Here is an 18,721-nt window from a genome sequence, read left to right as displayed (position 1 = left end):
ATCGGCCCTAGCCCTCCGAGCCGGTGAAGTGCTCCCGTACCAGGGTCTGTACGACGGTCAGGTCCTGGGCGATCAGGGCGTCCAGGAGAGCCGAGTGCTCGGCGGCGTCGGCGACGAGCACGCCGTGGCGGAGGGCGGGGGCGCTGAGCAGGGGCCACTGGGAGCGGCGGTGGAGGTCGTCGGCGACGGCGAGCAGCTGCTCGTTCCCCGCGAGGGAGAGGACGGCGCGGTGGAAGGCCCGGTCGGCCTCCGCGTAGTGGGCGCGGTCGCCCCGGGCGGCGGCGGCCGAGGTGGCCTCGGCGAGCGGGCGGAGCGCGGCCCAGCGGGCCGCCGGGACCGTGCGGGCGAGCCGCAGCATGACGGGGACCTCGATGAGCGCGCGGACCTCGGCGAGTTCCGCGAGCTCGCGCGGGGTGCGTTCGACGACGCGGAAGCCGCGGTTCGGCACGACTTCGACGGCGCCCTCGACGGCGAGGCGCTGCATGGCCTCGCGGACGGGGGTGGCGGAGACGCCGAAGCGCTCACCGAGGGCGGGAGCGGAGTACACCTCGCCGGGGACGAGCTCGCCGTCGACGAGGGCGGCGCGGAGTGCGTCGAGGATCTGCCCACGGACGGAGTGCCGCACGACGCGGGCGGGGACGGAGGCCTGAACGGGGGCCGTCGGCTCGCCGTGGGTGTGCTCACCCCGGGCGCACTCGGCACGCCGGCCCTGTTCGGGGACGCGGGCGGGCTCGGGGCCGGGCTCGGGCACGCGGGCGGGCTCGGGCACGCGGGCGGGCTCGGGCACGCGGGCGGGCTCGGGGACGCGGGCGTCACCCGCGACCGCCGCGTCCGCGCGTCCGGCGTCCGCGACCGCCCCTTCCGCGCGTCCAGCAGCTACCCGTCCCGCGCCCGCCGCGTCGCCGAAGGGCGGCGGGGACTGTCTCCCCGTCGCCCGCTCGCGCGCTGCGCCCTGCTCCACCCGGGTCCTCCTGCGGCCTCGTGCCGGGCCCGGCTCGCGTTGCCGGGGTCCTCTGTGCACCATAGGCGAACGGACCGACATCAGGGCCGTGGGGGCCGCCCCGCTGGTGGGGGGCGGTGGGCCGGTGGTGAGAGGTGACCCCGAATCGGGTAAGGTAAGGCTAACCTGCCAACGCTCGCGATTCGGTGGTCCGCATGACCGTCCCCGCCCTGTTGCCCGCCCCTCCGACCTCGCCCGTCGCGGCCGCCTACGCGCGCCTCGCCGAGGTCTTCCCCCATCTGCGGATAGAGGAAGCCTCCCCGGGTGAGCGGCTGCCGCGCGGCGCCGGCTGGGTCGGCGCGGAGGACCTGGCGGCCGGCGGCCCCGACCTCGACGCCTTCCTCGCCTGGGACAACGCGCAGGTGCTGCGCGACTACGGCACCCAGGCCCGCCCCGACGTCGTCGCCAGTTTCGGACTGCACCGGTACGCCTGGCCCGCCTGTCTCCTCGTCACGGTCCCCTGGTTCCTGGACCGCAGGGCCCCCCGCCTCCCCGCCCGGAACGTCTCCTTCCAGCGTGCGCTCGGCCGACTGTCGGTCCGGGTCGAGGAGTTCGCCTGTCTGCCGGGCGACCCCGCCGCCGCGCTGCCCGGCGCCCGGGTCGTCGCCGACGAGGACGCGCTGCGGGCCGAGGTGCGCGCCTCGCTCGCCGAGCACTTCGAGGCGATCCTCGACGGCTTCGGCTCCCGGATGCGGCGCGGCCGCCGCGCCCTGTGGGGGATGGCCACGGACGAGATCGTCGAGGGCCTCTGGTACGTCGGGACGCTGCTCGGCGAGGAGCGGCGGGCGATGGACGAGCTCGAACTCCTCATGCCGGGCACGGCCAAGCCGTACAAGCCGTACGCGGGTGCCGCCGGCTTCCGCGAGCTGGCCGGTTCCGAGGGGCCGGACGGGGAGCCTCGCGCCACCCGCGACCGGGCCACCTGCTGCTTCTTCTACACGCTGCGGCCCGACGACACCTGTGTCACCTGCCCGCGTACCTGCGATGCCGAGCGGGTCCGCAGGCTGGCCGCGGCCGCCTGAGACTCCCGGGTGATTACGCCACCCGAACGGGTGGCGTAAATCGAACCCAAACCCCCTCCCCTGCATGGGTGTTCGACCAGATCGCACCTATTCGTATGCCGTGGCGCCCCGATGGCGTGCTCTTGCCCGGAAACCCCTTGAGCGCCCCGCGGGGTCGGCCAGTATGGGCCGCCAAACGCCCTACTGCGATGCAAGGGACACCGCATGAGACTGACCGACATATCGCTGGACTGGCTGCTTCCGGGTGGCGTGATGGTGGCCGGAGTCCTGACGGCGGTGGCGGTGCTCGCGCGCGGGAAGCGCGCCGGTGACCAGGCCGCGGCCGAGGACTCCTGGGAACGCAACGAGGAGCGCCGCAGACGCAAGGAGGCCGTTTACGGCACCGCTTCCTACGTCCTCCTCTTCTGCTGTGCCGCGGTCGCCGCGGCGCTCTCCTTCCATGGACTGGTCGGCTTCGGCCGGCAGAACCTCAACCTCACCGGAGGCTGGGAGTACCTGGTCCCCTTCGGCCTCGACGGCGCCGCCATGTTCTGCTCGGTGCTCGCGGTCCGCGAGGCCAGCCACGGCGACGCGGCGCTCGGTTCGCGCCTCCTCGTCTGGCTGTTCGCGGGGGCGGCCGCCTGGTTCAACTGGGTGCACGCACCGCGCGGCCTCGGCCACGACGGGGCCCCGCAGTTCTTCGCGGGCATGTCCCTCTCGGCGGCGGTCCTGTTCGACCGGGCCCTCAAGCAGACCCGCAGGGCCGCGCTGCGCGAGCAGGGCCTGGTGCCCCGCCCGCTGCCGCAGATCCGGATCGTCCGGTGGCTGAGGGCGCCCCGGGAGACCTTCGCCGCCTGGTCGCTGATGCTTCTGGAGGGCGTACGGACCCTGGACGAGGCTGTCGACGAGGTACGTGAGGACCGGCGGGAGAAGGAGCAGAACCGCATCCGCCGGCGCGACCAGGTCAAGCTCGACCGGGCGCGGCTCAAGGCGATCAACCGCCAGCACCGGGCCTTCGGGCTCGGCAGGGGCGGCGGGCGCCAGGTCGAGATGGCGGCGCTGGGCGCCCCACCCGGGGCCGGAACGGGCCCGGGTCCGGGGCCCGGCAACGGCTCGGGTTCGGGTTCCGGTTCCGCTTCGGCGTCCGTGCAGGCCGCCGTCGCGGAACCCGCCATAGCGGACCCTGGACAGCTGCCGCTTCGCCCCCGGCCATCCCTCCAAGCCGTCAGGGGTCGTGACATCCAGTCGGGCGACTCCCGGACGGTGGACCTCACCGCGGAGGACGACACCCAGACGCTGCCCCGTCTCGACTCCCTGGAGCGCAAGCTCAAGGATCTGGAGCAGCAGTTCGGCTGACGCACCTCACCGTCCGCCGGACACACCGTCCACCGCACGCCTCGGCGGGGCCGCCTCTCAGGCGGCCCCGCCGTTCAGTTCGAACCACACCACCTTGCCCACCTCCTGGTCCTCGACCCCCCAGGAGTCGGCCAGGGCCTCGACGAGGACGAGCCCCCGGCCGTGCGTACCGTCGTCGGCGCGCGGTACGTGCGGTGGGGCGAGTCCCGGGACGAAGTCACGGACCTCGACCCTCAGCTGCTCGGGCACGACCGTCGCGGTGACGACGGCTCCGTGCTCGGTGTGGATCAGGGCGTTGGTCACCAGTTCACTGGTGAGCAGTTCCGCCACGTCGGAGGCCCCAGGGCCGCCCCATCTCCGCAGCAGTTCACGCAGGGCACGTCGCACCTCCGGCACCGCGGTGAGATCAGCGCATCCCACCTTCCTGAGCAGTTGAGTCGGCTGTCGTGCCTCCCCGGCCATATCCCCCCACACACAGATCGCGTCGAACAGGCTCACGGGGATGCATGCCCCGCCAAAACGCCCGCATTCCCTCAGGGCCGGGGCACGTTGCGCAGGTTGGAGCGGGCCATCTGGACCATCCGGCCCACTCCCCCGTCCAGGACGATCTTGCTGGCGGAGAGGGCGAAGCCGGTCACCATGTCGGCGCTGATCTTCGGCGGGATGGAGAGCGCGTTGGGGTCGGTGACGACGTCCACGAGGGCCGGGCCCTTGTGCTTGAAGGCGTCCTTGAGTGCGTTCGTCAGCTGTTTGGGCTTCTCGACGCGGACGCCGTAAGCGCCGGCGGCGCGGGCGATCGCCGCGAAGTCCGGGTTCTTGTTCGTCGTTCCGTACGAAGGGAGACCGGCGACCAGCATCTCCAGTTCGACCATGCCGAGCGAGGAGTTGTTGAACACGATCACCTTCACGGGCAGGTCGTACTGCACGAGGGTGAGGAAGTCGCCCATCAGCATGGAGAAGCCGCCGTCGCCGGAGAGCGAGACGACCTGCCGGTTCCGGTCGGTGAACTGTGCGCCGATGGCCTGGGGCAGGGCGTTCGCCATCGAGCCGTGGCTGAAGGAGCCGATGATCCGGCGTCGCCCGTTGGGGCTGAGGTAGCGGGCCGCCCAGACGTTGTTCATACCCGTGTCGACCGTGAAGACGGCATCCCCGTCGGCCAGTTCGTCGATGACGGAGGCGACGTACTCGGGGTGGATGGGGACGTGCTTCTCGACCTTGCGGGTGTAGGCCTTGATGACGCCTTCGAGGGCGTCGGCGTGCTTCTTGAGCATCTTGTCGAGGAAGCGGCGGTCGGTCTTGGCCCGGACGCGCGGGATCACACAGCGCAGGGTCTCGCGGACGTCGCCCCAGACGGCGAGGTCGAGCCGGGAGCGGCGGCCGAGGTGCTCGGCCCTGACGTCCACCTGCACGATCTTCACGTCGTCGGGCAGGAAGGCGTTGTACGGGAAGTCGGTGCCGAGCAGGATCAGCAGGTCGCACTCGTGGGTGGCCTCGTAGGCGGCGCCGTATCCGAGGAGGCCGCTCATGCCGACGTCATAAGGATTGTCGTACTGGATCCACTCCTTGCCGCGCAGGGCGTGGCCGACCGGTGCCTTGATCCGCTCGGCGAACTGCATCACCTCGGCATGCGCGCCCGCCGTGCCGCTGCCGCAGAAGAGCGTCACCCGGCCGGCCTCGTCGATCATCCGTACGAGGGCGTCGATCTCGGTGTCTCCGGGGCGGACGGTCGGCCGGGTGGTGACGAGGGCCGTCTCCGCCGTCTTGTCCGGTGCCGGCTGGGAGGCGATGTCGCCGGGGAGCGAGACCACGCTGACGCCGCGGCGGCCGACGGCGTGCTGGATCGCCGTGTGGAGCAGCCGGGGCATCTGCTGGGGGTTGGAGATGAGTTCGCTGTAGTGGCTGCACTCGCGGAACAGCTGGTCGGGGTGGGTCTCCTGGAAGTAGCTCAGGCCGATCTCGCTGGACGGGATCTGTGAGGCGAGGGCAAGGACGGGGGCCATCGAGCGGTGGGCGTCGTAAAGCCCGTTGATCAGGTGCAGGTTGCCCGGCCCGCAGGAGCCCGCGCAGGCGGCGAGACCGCCGGTGATCTGCGCCTCGGCGCCGGCGGCGAAGGCCGCGGTCTCCTCGTGCCGCACATGGATCCAGTCGATGCCCCGGGTACGGCGGATCGCGTCGACGACGGGGTTGAGGCTGTCACCGACGACGCCGTACAGGCGCCGCACGCCCGCGCGGACGAGGATGTCGACGAACTGTTCCGCCACGTTCTGTTTGGCCATGGCTCCATCAACACATGGCCCGGCGGGTTGCGCCCGGTGGGTTGCGCCCGGTGGATTACGCCTCCCAGACGCCCACCCCGGTACGGTCGTCGGCGTAACCGGTCACCCTCAGCTGGGTGTCGGCGAGGAAGGTGGCGAGGCCGGGCGCCTCGGTGTCGGCCCAGCGGTCGGCGAGCTCGCGGGCGAGCGCGGGTTCGCCGCGCATCGGCTCGGCGAGGCCGGGCGAGGCGAGGAGCAGGGTGTCGCCGGGGCGGGCGACGGAGGCACGGAAGCGGAACGGCTCGGCGGGCGGCGCCACGGGTTCCTCGACGAGCGGCGCGGGGGCGGTGGTGATGCCGAGGTCCATGGTGAGCCGGTCGCCCTCCTCGGTCTCCGAGGCGACGGCCTCAGGGGATGGGTTCGGGGGCGGGTTCGGCGGCGGTGAGCCGAAGCCGACGACGGGGGCGCCGGTGACGGCGGCCGGTCCGGGCAGGAGCGGTTCGATGTCCTGCCAGGCGCCGTCGCGGAGCCGGAAGAGACCGCCGCCGCCGATGCCGAAGAAGACCCGGGTGCGGCAGGCGGGGTCGGCGGGGACCAGCAGGCAGCGGAGGGTCGCGGTGTACTCGTCGGGGGCGAGGCCCCGGTCGGCGGCGCGGGCCCTGAGCTTGCCGTACGTACGGTCGGTGAGCCGGTGCAGTCCCGACTTGAGGTCGCCGCGGCGGCCGGACCTGATGTCCTCGGAGAGCCGGGCGTGGCTGCGGCAGACGGCCTCGGCGATCCACCGGCAGGCGTCGGCGGCGGCGAGATGGGCGTCCTCGGCGGCGCGGGAGCCCGCGGCGACGGCGACGAGGACCAGCGCGGTCTCGTCGTGGCCGAAGCGGGCGGTGAGCAGGGCGTCGCGGCGGGGCTCGCCCCGGTAGCGGGCGGAGTCGCCCCGTACGGAGGCGGCCCGCACGGTGCAGGTGCCGTAGCGGGCGCCGTCGAGGACGGTGTCGGCGACCAGCTCGCCGAGCTCCCCCGGCCGGGCGACGGGCAGGGCGGTCGGCTCCGGCTCGTAGGTGGGCGGCCGGCTGCCGACGAATCCGGTACGGGGACGGGGGACGGAGACCTCGACGGTGAGGTCGTGTCCGGCGCCGGTCAGGTCCTCCGCCTGGGCCTCCCCCGGGTCGGGCTCGGGCTCCGGCGGCCCCGGCACCTGGGCGGTGGGCGCCTCGACCGGCGGGGCGGCCGGGGGCGGCGGAGGCGGCGCGGGAAAGGTCTGCGGCCCCTCGGGCGGCGCCTCCCAGGGCGCCGGGCCGGAGACGCGCGGCACAGCCCGGGGCGCGGGTTCATGGCCGGGCACGGGCGGCACGGTGGGCGCGGGCGGCGGCCCGGTGGGCGCGGCGGTCGGGACCGGCGGCGGTCCTGTGGGCGCGGCGGTCGGGACCGGCGGCGGCCCGGTGGGCGCGACAGTCGGGGCCGGCGGCGGAGGTGGCTCCGGGGCGGGCGTCGGGGCCCGCGAGCCCGTCGTGGCGCGGGTCGCCGTGGCGAAGTGGTCGTCGAGTGTGTCACCCGAGGCCGTCGGGGCCGTGTCCGGCGCCGACTCGTCGTAGAGCTTGTCCCACCAGTTGCTGTCCCCCTGCTGAGTCATGCCCCTATTTTCCACCGCGCACGGCGCCCGAAAACGGGACATCAGGAAAACCGTTGCTGCGAATGGGTGGTCCGCCGGGCGGCCCCACCCCCCACGGGAAGGACGCCCGGCGGACCGGCGTGGTCAGCGCACGTCGTAGGCGCGGACCACGGTCTGGGTGACGGAGTTGCCGTTGGCGTCCGTCAGTTCGGTCTTCAGGGTGACGGGCTTGCCGGCCGCGCCCGTGTGGTTCACGGTCGCGGTCCAGTGACCGCCCTGCTGGGAGACCCGCGCTTCGGTCCAGGTCGTACCCCCGTCATAGGAGTACGAAAGCTTCGCCGAGGTGAGCGCTGCGGGGGTGTAGCCCGCGTGACCCGTCGCGGTGAGGCCGATGTGCTGGCCGTCGGTCGCGGCGAGGGTCTTGAGTCCGTCCTCCGGAAGGTCGTACCGGGGGAAGAGAATCGGGATGCCTTGAGAATAGACGGTCTCGTCAAGCTTGGAGGTGAATTCCCACACCGAGTTGACGGATGTGGAGCGGGCCCACACCTTGCTGCCGATCTTCATGGTGTTCTGTTCGAGCGTGTACGTCCCGGCTTCGGCCGGTACCTCGAAGGCGCCGAACGGCCAGGCGTTCTCGCCGAGAAGCTCTCCGTCGCGGCTGAGCCGGAGGTTGCCGATGTCGCCGAAGGACCCGGGCTCGGCGTGGTGGGTGCTGTCGCCCCACATGGCGTTCTTGAAGCCGATGAGGTTGCCCTGCCGCTCGGAGACGAGGACCGGCTCGCCGGTCGTGTCGCGTGGGGCGGTGGGGGCGATGACTCCGTCGTACCAGCGCTCGGTCCGCTTCTCGCCGGGCGTGTACGTGTGGCGGGCGCCGATCATGAGTTCACCGAACGGGAAGCTGCTGTTGACCATCTGGCTCCAGGCGGTGTCACCGGTGCTGTGGTACTCGGTGCGGGTGCCGGGCGCGGGGACGGTCTCCAGGGAGCCGAAGGAGACGCTGACGCCGTTCGGCCGGTGGGCGGCCGGGAAGTCGGTGAAGTCGGTGGTGATGCCGGCCGAGCCGTAGGTGGAGTCCGTACGGCCCAACTGGCCGTCGCGGACGGTGTAGTTCTTGTCGTCCCGGATCGCGCGGGTCTCGGGGAAGGCCAGGTTGTAGACGTACGGGGTCTTCGCGGTGGCCTGCCAGGCGAGGGTGACCTCGCCCGCCGCCAGCCTGCCGAGGAGCGCGGTCGCCTCCGTGGACGGGACGGAGAGGACCGGCAGTCCGAGTCCGGTGAAGGAGCCGCCCGGGTACCAGCGGCCGGGGGCCGAGTGGTACGTGACGACGGCGACGGCGCCTGCGGCCTTGGCGTTACGGGCGAGGGCTCCCGCGCCGGTGGAGCCGTCGGGCAGGCGGACGAGGGCGATACGGCCCTGGACGCCGGCGGCCTTCAGTTCCTCCGGGGTCCCGGTCCCGGCGTCGACGAGACGGGCGGAGCCGGTGCCGTCGAGGTTGTCGGAGCCGAGGGAGGCGGTGAGCGGGTGCAGGGTCAGGCCGTCGGTGGTGCGCAGCGAGGTGATCTGCGGGGCCCCGGCGCGCCAGTAGCTGCCGAACTCGAAGTCGCCCTCGTCGGCGGCGCCTTCGACCGAGGCGTAGTAGGAGCGGATCGAGCGCGGGCCCGCCGCGGTGCCGGCGTGCAGCCAGGTGTCGTCCCAGGAGCGGGCGAACGCGAGGGTGACACCGCGGAGTTCGGTGGCCTTGTCGGTCTTCACCGACAACTTGTGGGCCTCGCGGGCGTCGAGGGCGACGGTGGTGTCCTTCCGCAGCTCCAGCTGCGGGCGGCCGAGGTAGCTGAGGGAGTCGTTCAGCGTGGCGCCCTCGCCCGCGTCGGGGGTGGTGACGAAGGAGGAGAGGAAGTAGCTGCCGGGGCGCAGGCGGTAGACCTGGTCGGCTGCGCCCTCGTTGAAGCGGCGCTCACCGCTGGCGTCGTCGGTGCCGATGATGTCGAGGGAGGAGGCGCCGGTGGCCGGCTTGCCTTGGCGGTCGATCAGCTTGACGCGGAGGGTGACGGTCTCGGGCTCGACGTACAGCGAGAACGGGGTGGAGACGTGGACGCCGCCCTTGCCGGTGGCGATCACGCGGCCGGTGACGTCGCCGTACTGGGCGCGGTCCAGGTGGGCGGTGGGGTCGAGGGCCAGCGGGACCTGGACGGTGGCGCCGGCCGGGACGGTGACGGTGCGCCGGTCGAGGCGCGCGACCGAACTCCGTACGCGGGAGCCGTCGTTGCCGGTGACCTTCTCGACGGCGAGGTTCAGGGTGACCGGGGCGCCGGAGGTGTTGGTGTACGGGACGGAGACCGTGGTGCGGTCGGTCTTGTCCTGCGGCCAGTTGTAGGTGCCGCCCTGGACGGCGGGCGAGCCGAGGACCGTCTGGTCGATCGCGGCCTTGACGTCGAGGCGGCCGCCGCCGACCTCGCGGACGTCGCCGGGGACGGAGCTCTCGGCGGAGGCGACGAGCGCGGCCTTGACCTGCTGACCGGTCCAGTCGGGGTGGCGCTGCTTGACGATGGCGGCGGCGCCCGCGACGTGCGGGGTGGCCATCGACGTACCGGACATGGCCTGGTAGGCGTAGACGCCACGGCCGCCTGCCGCGGCGGCGGAGATGCCGACGCCGGGGGCGGCTATCTCGGGCTTGAGGGTGTGCTGGACGATCGTCGGGCCCCGGCTGGAGAAGTACGCGGTGGAGTCGTCGCGGTCGGTGGCGCCGACGGTGAGGACGCTGGGGGCGCAGCCGGGCGAGGAGACCGTGTTGTGCGTCGGGCCCGAGTTGCCCGCGGCGACGACGAACAACGTGCCCTCGTTCCGGGCGAGTTCCTCGGCCGCGACGCTCATCGGGTCGGTGCAGTCGGTGGGTACGGGGCTGCCGAGGCTCATCGAGACGACGTCGGCGCCCTGGGCGACGGCCCACTCCATGCCCGCGATGATCCAGGAGGCGGCGCCGGAGCCCGAGTCGTTGAGGACCTTGCCGTTGAGGAGGGCGGCGCCGGGCGCCACGCCCTTCTGCTTGCCGCCGCTCGCGGCTCCCGAGCCGCCGACGGTGGAGAGGGTGTGGGTGCCGTGGCCCTGGCGGTCGCCGGCGGTCTCGGAGTCGGTGAAGTTCTCCGAGGCGGTGACGCGGCCCTTGAGGTCGGGGTGCTCGGCGTCGGCTCCGGTGTCGAGGACGGCGACCTCGGTGCCCGTCCCGTCGTAACCGGCGGCCCAGGCCTCGGGGGCGTGGACCTGCTTCGTCGAGCGTTCCAGGGTGGCCTGGACCTTGCGGTCGAGCCAGAGCTTCGTGATGCCCGAGGCGGAGCGGGCCGCGGGGGCGTTCAGCTCGGCCCAGAAGGTGGCGGCCTGCTTCTTCTCCGCCGTGAGCGCGACGCCGTCGATGGTCCTGAGGACCTGGCCGCGCCGGGCGCCGCGCGGGGCGGCGGGGACGGAGCGGGCGAGGTCGGTGCCGTAGACGGCGATGAGGGGCAGCGTGGTGGTGGCGGCGTCGTCGTAGCCCTGGCGGACGAGTCCGGTGACGTTGAAGAGCTGCTCGTCGACGCGTCCGGCGGCGAGCGCGGCGGTGGCGTCCTCGGGATAGACGTACAGGTCCTGGCCGGAGCGGCGGGTCTGGACCAGGGGGACGGTGCCGTCCTCGCGGGGCAGGGTGGTGGCGGCGGGGTTGCCGTCGGCGTCGTGGGTGACCACGACGCGGTCTCCGGTCACCAGGGTCACGGTCGCGGGCCGGTCCCCGGCGCGGGCGGGGGCCTCGCCGCCCACCAGCGGTCGCTTGCCGGCCGTGTCGTCCTGCGGCTCGTTCGCCACGGACGGCGCGACCGCGGTGACGGCAAGGACGACGGCGGTCGCCGCCCCCAGGGCCGTACGCGAAATCGGGCGCATCGCTCTCCCCATCTGATTCCGGAAATCGGGCACAGAACACCCGTCTCCGGTGGCTGTTGATGCTGCGGTGGCGCCACATTGGCAGAGGTGAGGGCGGTGCAGGGATGATGGGGAAGGCGGGAATACGCCGTGGCCGTTTCCCGCCAGGTCACCAACGGAACGAATGCCTCCGGTGAACGTCCCGGGAAGATCGGGGACGCTCGCCGGCGGTGGGGCGAGGGGTGGGGCATCCATGCTGGGAGCGATAGGACTCGACGAGCGCCAGGAGTCCGCGTACCGGGCGCTGGTCGCCCTGGGCGCGGCCGAGGTGACGGACCTCGCGCACCGGCTCGCGCTGCCCGAGCGGGACACCGAGCGGGCGTTGCGCCGTCTTGAGTCGCAGGGGCTCGCGGCCCAGTCCTCGGCCGGGATCGGGCGGTGGGTGGCGGCGCCGCCGGGGGTGGCGCTCGGCGCGCTGCTGACCCAGCAGCGCCACGAGCTGGAGCAGGCGGAGCTGACGGCGAAGCTGCTCGCGGAGGAGTACCGGGCGGAGGCCGCGGAGGCCGCCGTGCACGACCTGGTGGAGGTGGTGACCGGGGCGAGCGCCGTCACCCACCGCTTCCTCCAGCTCCAGCTGGGCGCGCAGGAGGAGGTCTGCGCCCTGGTGACGGGCAAGCCGATCGCGGTCTCCGGCATGGAGAACGACGCGGAGGAGCAGGCCGCGGGGCGGGGGGTGCGCTACCGGGTGGTGATCGAGCGCGAGGTGCTCACGCTCCCGTCCGGGCTCCTCGAACTCTCGGCGGCGCTCGGCCGTGAGGAGCGGATCAGGGTCGCCGACCGGGTCCCGACGAAGCTGGTGGTCGCCGACCGGAACCTGGCGATGGTGCCGCTGACCGGGCGGGGCGCGGAGCCCGCGGCGATCGTCGTGCACGCGAGCGGACTTCTCGAATCGCTGATGGGCCTGTTCGAGTCGGTGTGGCGCGACGCGCTGCCGCTGCGGCTCGGGGCGGGCGCGCAGATCACCGAGGACGAGGCGCCGGGCCCGGACGTCATGGACCTGGAGATCCTGTCACTGCTGCTCGCCGGGATGACGGACGCGAGCGTGGCCAAGCAGCTGGACCTGGGGCTGCGGACCGTACAGAGACGGGTGAAGGGGCTCATGGAGCTGACCGGGGTGACGACCCGGCTGCAGCTGGGCTGGCACGCGTACGAGAAGGGCTGGGTGGCGCGCGGCTGAGGGGGCCGCCGCTGGAGGTCCGTCGCTCGCGGGCGCGGGTAGGCACGCCCCGGATGGCGGCCGCGACCTGCGCGTTCGCGGAATGTGGGGGACGCTGGTCAGCGTGGGTGTGTGGCAGCTCCTGATGGTCGCGACGGTGATGCTGCTCGGCGTGTTCGGGGTGCTGGCCCCCGGCGTGCCGGGGACGTGGCTCGTGTGGGCGGCGATGCTGTGGTGGTCTCTGCACGAGCGGACGGACCTCGCCTGGATCCTGCTGGCCTCCACGACAGGTCTGCTGCTCCTCACGCAGGTCGTCGTGTGGCAGCTGCCCCCGCGCCGGTTCCGGGGCGTCGGCATCACCCGGCGGATGGTGACGTACGCCGGGGCGGGCGCGCTCCTGGGTTTCGTCCTGGTCCCGGTGGTCGGCGCGATTCCCGGCTTCGTCGGCGGGATCTACCTCTCCGAGCGACTTCGCCTCGGCGGTCACGGGCAGGCGCGGGCGGCGACCCGGACCGTGATGCGGGCGGCCGGCAGGAGCGTGCTCGTCGAACTCTTCGCCTGCCTGCTGGTCGTCGGGGCGTGGGCGGGCGCGGTCCTCTGGGGCTGAGCCGCCGCGAGCTTCAGCGGGCCGGGGCGAGGTAGCGCGCCGCGTACGAGCGCCACGGCCGCCACTCCTCCGCGTCAGGCCCCGCCGCCGGTGGCACGTCCGGGTCGCCGAGGGACCGCATGCGGATCAGGGCCGCCGCCTCCGCCGTAACCCCGGGGACGGCGAGCAGGGCCCGCTCGGCCTCGTCGCGGTCGGCGCCGGGGTCGAGGCGTACGGCTCCGCCGGCGAGGGCGCGGGCCAGCGGTCCTGCGACGGGGTGGCCGGTCAGGGCGGCCGGTTCGGGGAAGACGTGGGTGAGGGTGCCGCAGGCCGTGGCGAGCGGGGTGCCGTACCGCTCGACGAGCCGGGCCGACTCCTCGGCGCCGAGGACCGTCCGCAGCGCGAACTCCTCGGGGTCGGCCGTGCCCGGGGAGCGCACGCCCGGCCGGGCCGCCACCTCGGCGGCCAGCCCGGGTGCCGCCCCGAGGCGCTCGGCCACCGCGTACGGGTCGGCGTCCAGGTCGAGGAGGCGGCGCAGCCGGTGCACGGCGGTGGTGAGGTCGCGCAGCTCGGTGAGGTGGATGCGGGCGTCCAGCCAGCGCCCGGCGGAGCGCTCGTCGACGGAGACGACGCCGGTGCCGTACGGCAGGCGGAGCGTACGCCGGTAGGTGCGGGCGCCGGGGGCGCCGACGACCTCCTCCACGCGGGGTACGGCCTCGGCCGCGAGCAGGTCGAAGACCTCCCCCGCCGCGTACGGTCCCCGGTGGGCGAGCCGCAGCGGGACCCCGGCGGCGAGCGCGGTACGGGCTCCGGCGCCGCTGCCCGCCTCGGCGCGCAGGGAGGTGGGGGTCCTGGCGTAGACGGCGCGGATCGTCTCGTTGAACTGGCGGACGCTGGCGAAGCCGGCCGCGAAGGCGATCTCGGTGACGGGGAGTCCGGTGGTCTGGAGCAGCAGCCGCGCGGTGTGCGCCCGCTGGGCGCGGGCGAGCGCGACGGGCCCGGCGCCCAGCTCGGCGGTGAGCTGGCGCTGCACCTGCCGGGTGCTGTAGCCGAGGCGTCCGGCGAGGCCTGGGACGCCCTCGCGGTCGACGACGCCGTCGCCGATCATCCGCATGGCGCGCCCGACGACATCGGCCCGTACGTTCCACTCGGCGGAGCCGGGCACGGCGTCCGGCCGGCAGCGGCGGCAGGCGCGGAAGCCGTGGCCCTGGGCGGCGGCGGCCGTCGGGAAGAACGCGACGTTCTGCCGTTTGGGGGTGACGGCGGGGCAGCTGGGGCGGCAGTAGATGCCGGTGGTCCGGACGGCGAAGAAGAACTCTCCGTCGAACCGGGCGTCCCTGCTGCTGACCGCCTCGTAGCGGGTGTCGTCGTCCCTCATGGCTCCCAGTGTGTGACCTCCGACGGCACCGGGCTCGCGGTTTTCGGACGCGACGCTCGGAGGGGACGAGCACGCCGTCCCCTCCGGCGGGCTCGCTAACGCCCGTGCCCGCGCTTCATCTCCAGGGCCTTCCGGCCCGCCGCGTGCCGACGCTTCCAGTCCTTGAGCATCTCGGTGCGCAGCCGGGCGTCCGTCTTGGCGACGAGCCGCCGGTTCTCGCGGAGCAGCTTGCGGTAGCTCTCCAGACGGCGTACCGAGAGCGTGCCGTCCTCGATCGCCGCCGCGACCGCGCAGCCCGGCTCCGACTCGTGGCCGCAGTCGTGGAAACGGCAGTTCCCGGCCAGTTCCTCGATCTCCGCGAAGACCTGGCCGACGCCGGCCTCGGCGTCCCAGAGTCCGACGCCGCGCAGTCCTGGGGTGTCGATGAGGACTCCCCCGCCGGGCAGCACGAAGAGATTGCGGGTGGTCGTGGTGTGGCGGCCCTTGCCGTCGATGTCCCGGGCTGCCTGGACGTCCATGACGTCCTCGCCGACGAGGACGTTGGCCAGGGTCGACTTCCCGGCGCCGGAGACGCCGAGCAGCACGGTCGTGCCGCCCGCGACGGTCGCGGCGAGCACGTCGAGGCCTTCGCCCGTGGTGGAACTGAGCGGCAGCACCTGCACGCCGGGCGCGACCGTCTCCACGTCGTCGACGAGGTAGGAGAGTCCGACCGGGTCGGGCACGAGGTCGGCCTTGCTGAGGACGACGGTCGGCTGGGCGCCGGACTCCCAGGCCAGGGCGAGGAAGCGTTCGATCCGGCCGAGGTCGAGCTCGACGGCGAGCGAGACGGTGATGACGGCGTGGTCGACGTTGGCGGCGAGGATCTGTCCCTCGGACCGCTTGGAGGAGGTGGAACGCGCGAAGGCCGTACGGCGCGGCAGGCAGGCCCGTACGTACCGGGGGTCACGGACGCCCGCCGGGTCGACGGCCGCCCAGTCGCCGGTGCACACGACCCGGAGCGGGTCGTGCGGGGTCACGAACGCCGTGTCGGCGCGGACGACCCCCTCGTCGGTGGCTACGTCGCACTGGCCACGGTCCACGCGGATGACCCGCCCCGGGACGAGACCCTGGGCGGCGTAGGGCGCGAAGGCGGCGGCCCAGCCGGAGTCCCAGCCGTGGGCGTCGAGCAGCGAGGTGGCGGAGGTGAGGTGGGAAAGCGGGAGAGACAAGGGGGACCCTTCGAAGGGCGGCCCCGGCAGCGCGCTCGGCGCGCGGAAGTCGAGTGGATGTCAGCCGGAGGCCACAGGGGTGGGAACGATGAACTCCTGAATGCGGGCAGAGCCCGTCACCGTGACAGTCATCAATGTCCTCACCTCCTGCTTCTCCTCAACGAACCAACTCCCGTCCCCTCGGGAACGGATGAGCAGAACCTTAGCCCCGCCTCCGGGAGCGCGCCACCGATTAACGGCTGCGGTCGCGAGATCCGCGAGAAGCACCTTTGCTGGACTCGCGGCGGGTGCTCCGCCGCTCCGCGGGCGCCCGCGGAGTGTTCCGACGCGAACCGAGGTCCTCATGAGCATGCGAGCGGAGCGGGAGGGGGAGGGGGACCGGCTCGTGGAGTCCGAAGAGGGCGATCGACTGCGGGACCTGCTGCGAACTCCCGCGTACCTCAGGGCCCTGGTCTTCAGTGCGCTGATCGGCATCCCCGTCTCTCTGGCGGCCTTCTGGTTCCTCGCCGGCCTGCACCGGTTGGAGCACGTGCTCTGGTCCGACGTGCCGAAGTCACTCGGCTGGGACGCCCCGCCGGCCTGGTGGCCGCTGCCGCTGCTCGCCGTCGCCGGGGTCGGCGTGGGGCTGGTGGTGACCCGGCTGCCGGGCGCGGGCGGTCATGTTCCCGCCTACGGTCTGCACCCGGGAGGGACCCCGCCGGCCGCCCTGCCCGGGGTGGTCGTCGCGGCGGCGGCGAGCCTGCCGCTCGGCGCCGTCCTCGGCCCGGAGGCTCCCCTGATCGCGCTCGGCGGCGGCCTGGCTCTGCTCTTCCGGCATCTCGTGCGGGCTCCCGCCACCCCGCAGAGCACCGCGCTGCTGGGTGCGGCGGGCGCGGCGGCAGCCGTCTCCGCCATCTTCGGCAATCCGCTCATCGCCGCCGTGCTCCTCCTCGAGGTGGCGGGCGTGGGCGGTCCACAGCTGTTCGTCGTCATGCTCCCGGCCCTGTTGTCGAGCGGCGTCGGAGCCGTGGTGTTCACGGGCTTCGGACGCTGGACCGGTCTCGAGACGGGCATCCTCGCCTTCCGCTTCCCCACCGCTCCCCCACGTCTGGACATCGGGGACGTGGGGTGGTCGATCGTGCTGGCGGCGGCTGTGGGCGCGCTGGTGCACCTGGTGATCGCCGGTGGTCGGCTGACCGCCGATCTCGTCGCGGTGTCTCCCCTGAGGCGAACGGTGATGTGCTCGACCGCCGCGGGCGGCTGCGCCGCCCTCTACGCGCTCCTCACGGGCCGCACCCCCTTCGAGGTCGCCTCGTCGGGCCAGGCCACGCTCGCCGGTCTCACCGCCGATCCGCACTCCTGGAGCGTGGGCGCTCTCCTGGCCGTCCTGCTGTTCAAGAGCGGCGCGTACATCCTCTGCATGGGCAGCCTGCGCGGCGGACTGGTGTTCCCCGTGCTCTTCATGGGCGCGGCCGCGGGTGTGCTGCTCGCGCCGCTGCCCGGCCTCGGGGTGATTCCCGCTGTCGCCGCGGGGATGGCGGCGGCAACGGCGGCCGCGTTGCGGCTTCCGGTCAGCAGCGTGCTTCTGGTGGTCCTGGTCCTCGGGAACACCGAGATGATCCCGGTGGTGATCCTGGCCGCCGTGACGTCCTTCGTCACCGCCGAGCTGCTTCCGCCCTGGCCTCGGCCGCGCCCCGCCTCCCGCCTTCCGGCTCGGTGATCAGCCGACGAGCCGGTAGAGGCTTCTGCCGACGAGCCACAGTCCCAGCAGCAGGCAGAGAACGACGACGGCGGCCTCCTTGTGGCGCAGCAGTCGCTCGCGCAGGCGCAGCAGATTGCGCCGGGCCGTCTCGGGCGAAAGGACCACGTACGACTCCATGGCGAGCAGGGTAGAGGTGGCGAGCAGGCAGAAGGCGGCGAGCACCAGGAAGGACGCGCCGTCGGACAGGTCGGCCTGGACGACGGTGGCCGCCGCCGCGCCGACCATCCCCCAGGGCTGCAGGAGTGCGGCGAGGGCCGCGGCGGACCAGGCGGTGGGGGCGCCTGTGGACGGCGCGGAGGACGCCGTTGGGGCGGGCACCGGCGCTGCGGCGTCGTGGCGGCCACGGCGACGCCGGTGCTCGCCGTAGACCACCAGGCCGACCCCGATGACCAGCGTGGCCACGAGGGCCGCGATGGACGGGGCGGAGCGGGGCGGGGGCGGCTGCCCACCGGTGAGGAAGACGACGGTCGCCGTCACGGCCACGAGACACGCCAGCCAGGCGAGGATGAACGCCACGCCTTTGCGCGCTCCACGAGGAGAGGCCAGTACGAGCGCGAAGGCCATGACGGGCAGCGGGAACAGCGTGACCGCCAGGCCGATGAGGAGCAGGTCGAGCGCCACGGCAGCGTGTCACGCCGCTGCCGGCGCGAAGGGGTGGAGTGTGTCGGCGCCCGGCTGGACGACGCCGTACGTGCTCTCCGGCACTTCGTTCCACGCCCCCGGCAGGTCGCCGAGCGGCTCGGACACGATGAGGCGCGTCTCCTCCGAGATGTCCCGCAGGAACGTGACGTCCGGATGCAGTCTGCGCAGAGTCTCCACGCGGCTGCTGTAGAACAGGGACCGGGAGGTGTGCCCGCTGGAGTAGCGGAAGCCCCATGTGCGTTCGCCGTCGGTGATGGCGAGCGTCATCTGGAGGGGGAACTCCACACCGTGTTCGCGGCCGACCCGCTCCACCACTCCTGCCATCCGGGCGACGGCGGCGGGCGGGTCCTCGTCGAGGCCGAAGGTGAGAGCCAGGTAGAACATCACCTCGGAGTCCGTGGTTCCCTCCAGGTCCCCGTACAGCTCCGGGTCCACGAGCAGGGTGAGTTCGCGGCGCATGAGGTGGAATCCGGCGATCGCGCCGTTGTGCATGAACATCCAGCGGCCGTGCCGGAACGGGTGGCAGTTCGACTGCTGCACCGCTGTCCCGGTCGACGCCCGGATGTGGGCGAAGAAGAGCGGTGAGCGGACGTGGTCGGCCAGTTCCCGGAGGTTGCGGTTGTTCCAGGCGGGTCCGATGTCCCTGAAGAGTGCCGGGGAGCCGCCGGCTTCCGAATACCAGCCGACACCGAACCCGTCACCGTTGGTGGTCTCCACACCCAGCTTCGAATGCAGGCTCTGGTCGATCAGCGAGTGAGCCGGTTTGTAGAGAATGGTGTCGAGCAGGATGGGAGTACCCGAATACGCGAGCCATCGGCACATACGTCATCACCTGGGTCTCTGA

Annotated in this window: 13 protein-coding genes and 1 pseudogene; 5 read left to right on the top strand and 9 right to left on the bottom strand. The window is 73.2% G+C overall.

Annotated features, from left to right (window positions below):
* Positions 1 to 7: 7 nt before the first annotated feature.
* Positions 8 to 961, bottom strand: a complete 954-nt coding sequence (locus tag ACIRB7_RS23260) for an FCD domain-containing protein (RefSeq protein WP_403601788.1) — start codon at positions 959 to 961, stop codon at positions 8 to 10.
* A 194-nt stretch (positions 962 to 1,155) separates the two neighbouring features.
* On the opposite strand from ACIRB7_RS23260, the gene ACIRB7_RS23255 reads away from it, so the two are divergent.
* A complete protein-coding gene (locus ACIRB7_RS23255) occupies positions 1,156 to 2,022 on the top strand; it encodes a (2Fe-2S)-binding protein (protein WP_403601785.1) in 867 nt (288 codons plus the stop codon).
* 204 nt (positions 2,023 to 2,226) lie between these two features.
* A complete protein-coding gene (locus ACIRB7_RS23250; protein WP_403601782.1) occupies positions 2,227 to 3,357 on the top strand; it encodes a DUF2637 domain-containing protein in 1,131 nt (376 codons plus the stop codon).
* 57 nt (positions 3,358 to 3,414) lie between these two features.
* Here the strand turns inward: ACIRB7_RS23250 and ACIRB7_RS23245 are convergent, their stop codons facing one another.
* The 4 genes from ACIRB7_RS23245 to ACIRB7_RS23230 form a co-directional block, all read right to left on the bottom strand.
* Entirely contained in the window at positions 3,415 to 3,819 is a 405-nt protein-coding gene (locus tag ACIRB7_RS23245) for an ATP-binding protein (protein ID WP_403601856.1), read from the bottom strand.
* Between the two features lie 71 nt (positions 3,820 to 3,890).
* On the bottom strand, positions 3,891 to 5,633 hold the full coding sequence (locus ACIRB7_RS23240; RefSeq protein ID WP_403601779.1) for a pyruvate dehydrogenase: 1,743 nt from the start codon (positions 5,631 to 5,633) through the stop codon (positions 3,891 to 3,893).
* A 55-nt stretch (positions 5,634 to 5,688) separates the two neighbouring features.
* Positions 5,689 to 7,242 carry a protein phosphatase 2C domain-containing protein gene (locus tag ACIRB7_RS23235; protein WP_403601776.1) on the bottom strand — a complete coding sequence of 518 codons (1,554 nt, stop codon included), beginning with the start codon at positions 7,240 to 7,242 and terminating at the stop codon, positions 5,689 to 5,691.
* A gap of 123 nt (positions 7,243 to 7,365) precedes the next feature.
* Positions 7,366 to 11,127, bottom strand: a complete 3,762-nt coding sequence (locus ACIRB7_RS23230) for a S8 family peptidase (RefSeq protein WP_403601774.1) — start codon at positions 11,125 to 11,127, stop codon at positions 7,366 to 7,368.
* 232 nt (positions 11,128 to 11,359) lie between these two features.
* On the opposite strand from ACIRB7_RS23230, the gene ACIRB7_RS23225 reads away from it, so the two are divergent.
* Positions 11,360 to 12,343 carry a helix-turn-helix domain-containing protein gene (locus ACIRB7_RS23225; RefSeq protein ID WP_351220221.1) on the top strand — a complete coding sequence of 328 codons (984 nt, stop codon included), beginning with the start codon at positions 11,360 to 11,362 and terminating at the stop codon, positions 12,341 to 12,343.
* Positions 12,344 to 12,446: 103 nt separating this feature from the next.
* Positions 12,447 to 12,929 carry a DUF456 domain-containing protein gene (locus tag ACIRB7_RS23220; protein ID WP_403601771.1) on the top strand — a complete coding sequence of 161 codons (483 nt, stop codon included), beginning with the start codon at positions 12,447 to 12,449 and terminating at the stop codon, positions 12,927 to 12,929.
* Here ACIRB7_RS23220 and ACIRB7_RS23215 read toward each other — a convergent pair.
* Together ACIRB7_RS23215 and rsgA are read right to left on the bottom strand one after the other, a co-directional pair.
* Positions 12,860 to 14,286 (bottom strand): annotated as a pseudogene (locus tag ACIRB7_RS23215) (DNA-3-methyladenine glycosylase 2 family protein); the annotation flags it as partial. The gene ACIRB7_RS23220 and the pseudogene ACIRB7_RS23215 sit on opposite strands and share 70 nt — an antisense overlap.
* 95 nt (positions 14,287 to 14,381) lie before the next feature.
* A complete protein-coding gene (gene rsgA / locus ACIRB7_RS23210; RefSeq protein ID WP_403601768.1) occupies positions 14,382 to 15,494 on the bottom strand; it encodes a ribosome small subunit-dependent GTPase A in 1,113 nt (370 codons plus the stop codon).
* A 349-nt stretch (positions 15,495 to 15,843) separates the two neighbouring features.
* Between rsgA and ACIRB7_RS23205 the strand changes: the two genes are divergently transcribed.
* A complete protein-coding gene (locus tag ACIRB7_RS23205) occupies positions 15,844 to 17,193 on the top strand; it encodes a chloride channel protein (RefSeq protein ID WP_403601854.1) in 1,350 nt (449 codons plus the stop codon).
* Here the strand turns inward: ACIRB7_RS23205 and ACIRB7_RS23200 are convergent, their stop codons facing one another.
* On the bottom strand, positions 17,194 to 17,856 hold the full coding sequence (locus tag ACIRB7_RS23200) for a GAP family protein (protein WP_403601765.1): 663 nt from the start codon (positions 17,854 to 17,856) through the stop codon (positions 17,194 to 17,196).
* A gap of 9 nt (positions 17,857 to 17,865) precedes the next feature.
* The gene (locus ACIRB7_RS23195) at positions 17,866 to 18,699 is read right to left on the bottom strand and encodes a class II glutamine amidotransferase (protein ID WP_403601762.1); all 834 of its coding nucleotides are present in this window, start codon (positions 18,697 to 18,699) and stop codon (positions 17,866 to 17,868) included.
* Positions 18,700 to 18,721 lie beyond the last annotated feature (22 nt).

It is taken from the genome of Streptomyces sp. NPDC093795 (assembly GCF_044764665.1).
In the GTDB taxonomy this organism is placed as follows: Bacteria; Actinomycetota; Actinomycetes; order Streptomycetales; family Streptomycetaceae; genus Streptomyces.
This window is presented reverse-complemented; position numbering and strand designations above follow the sequence as displayed.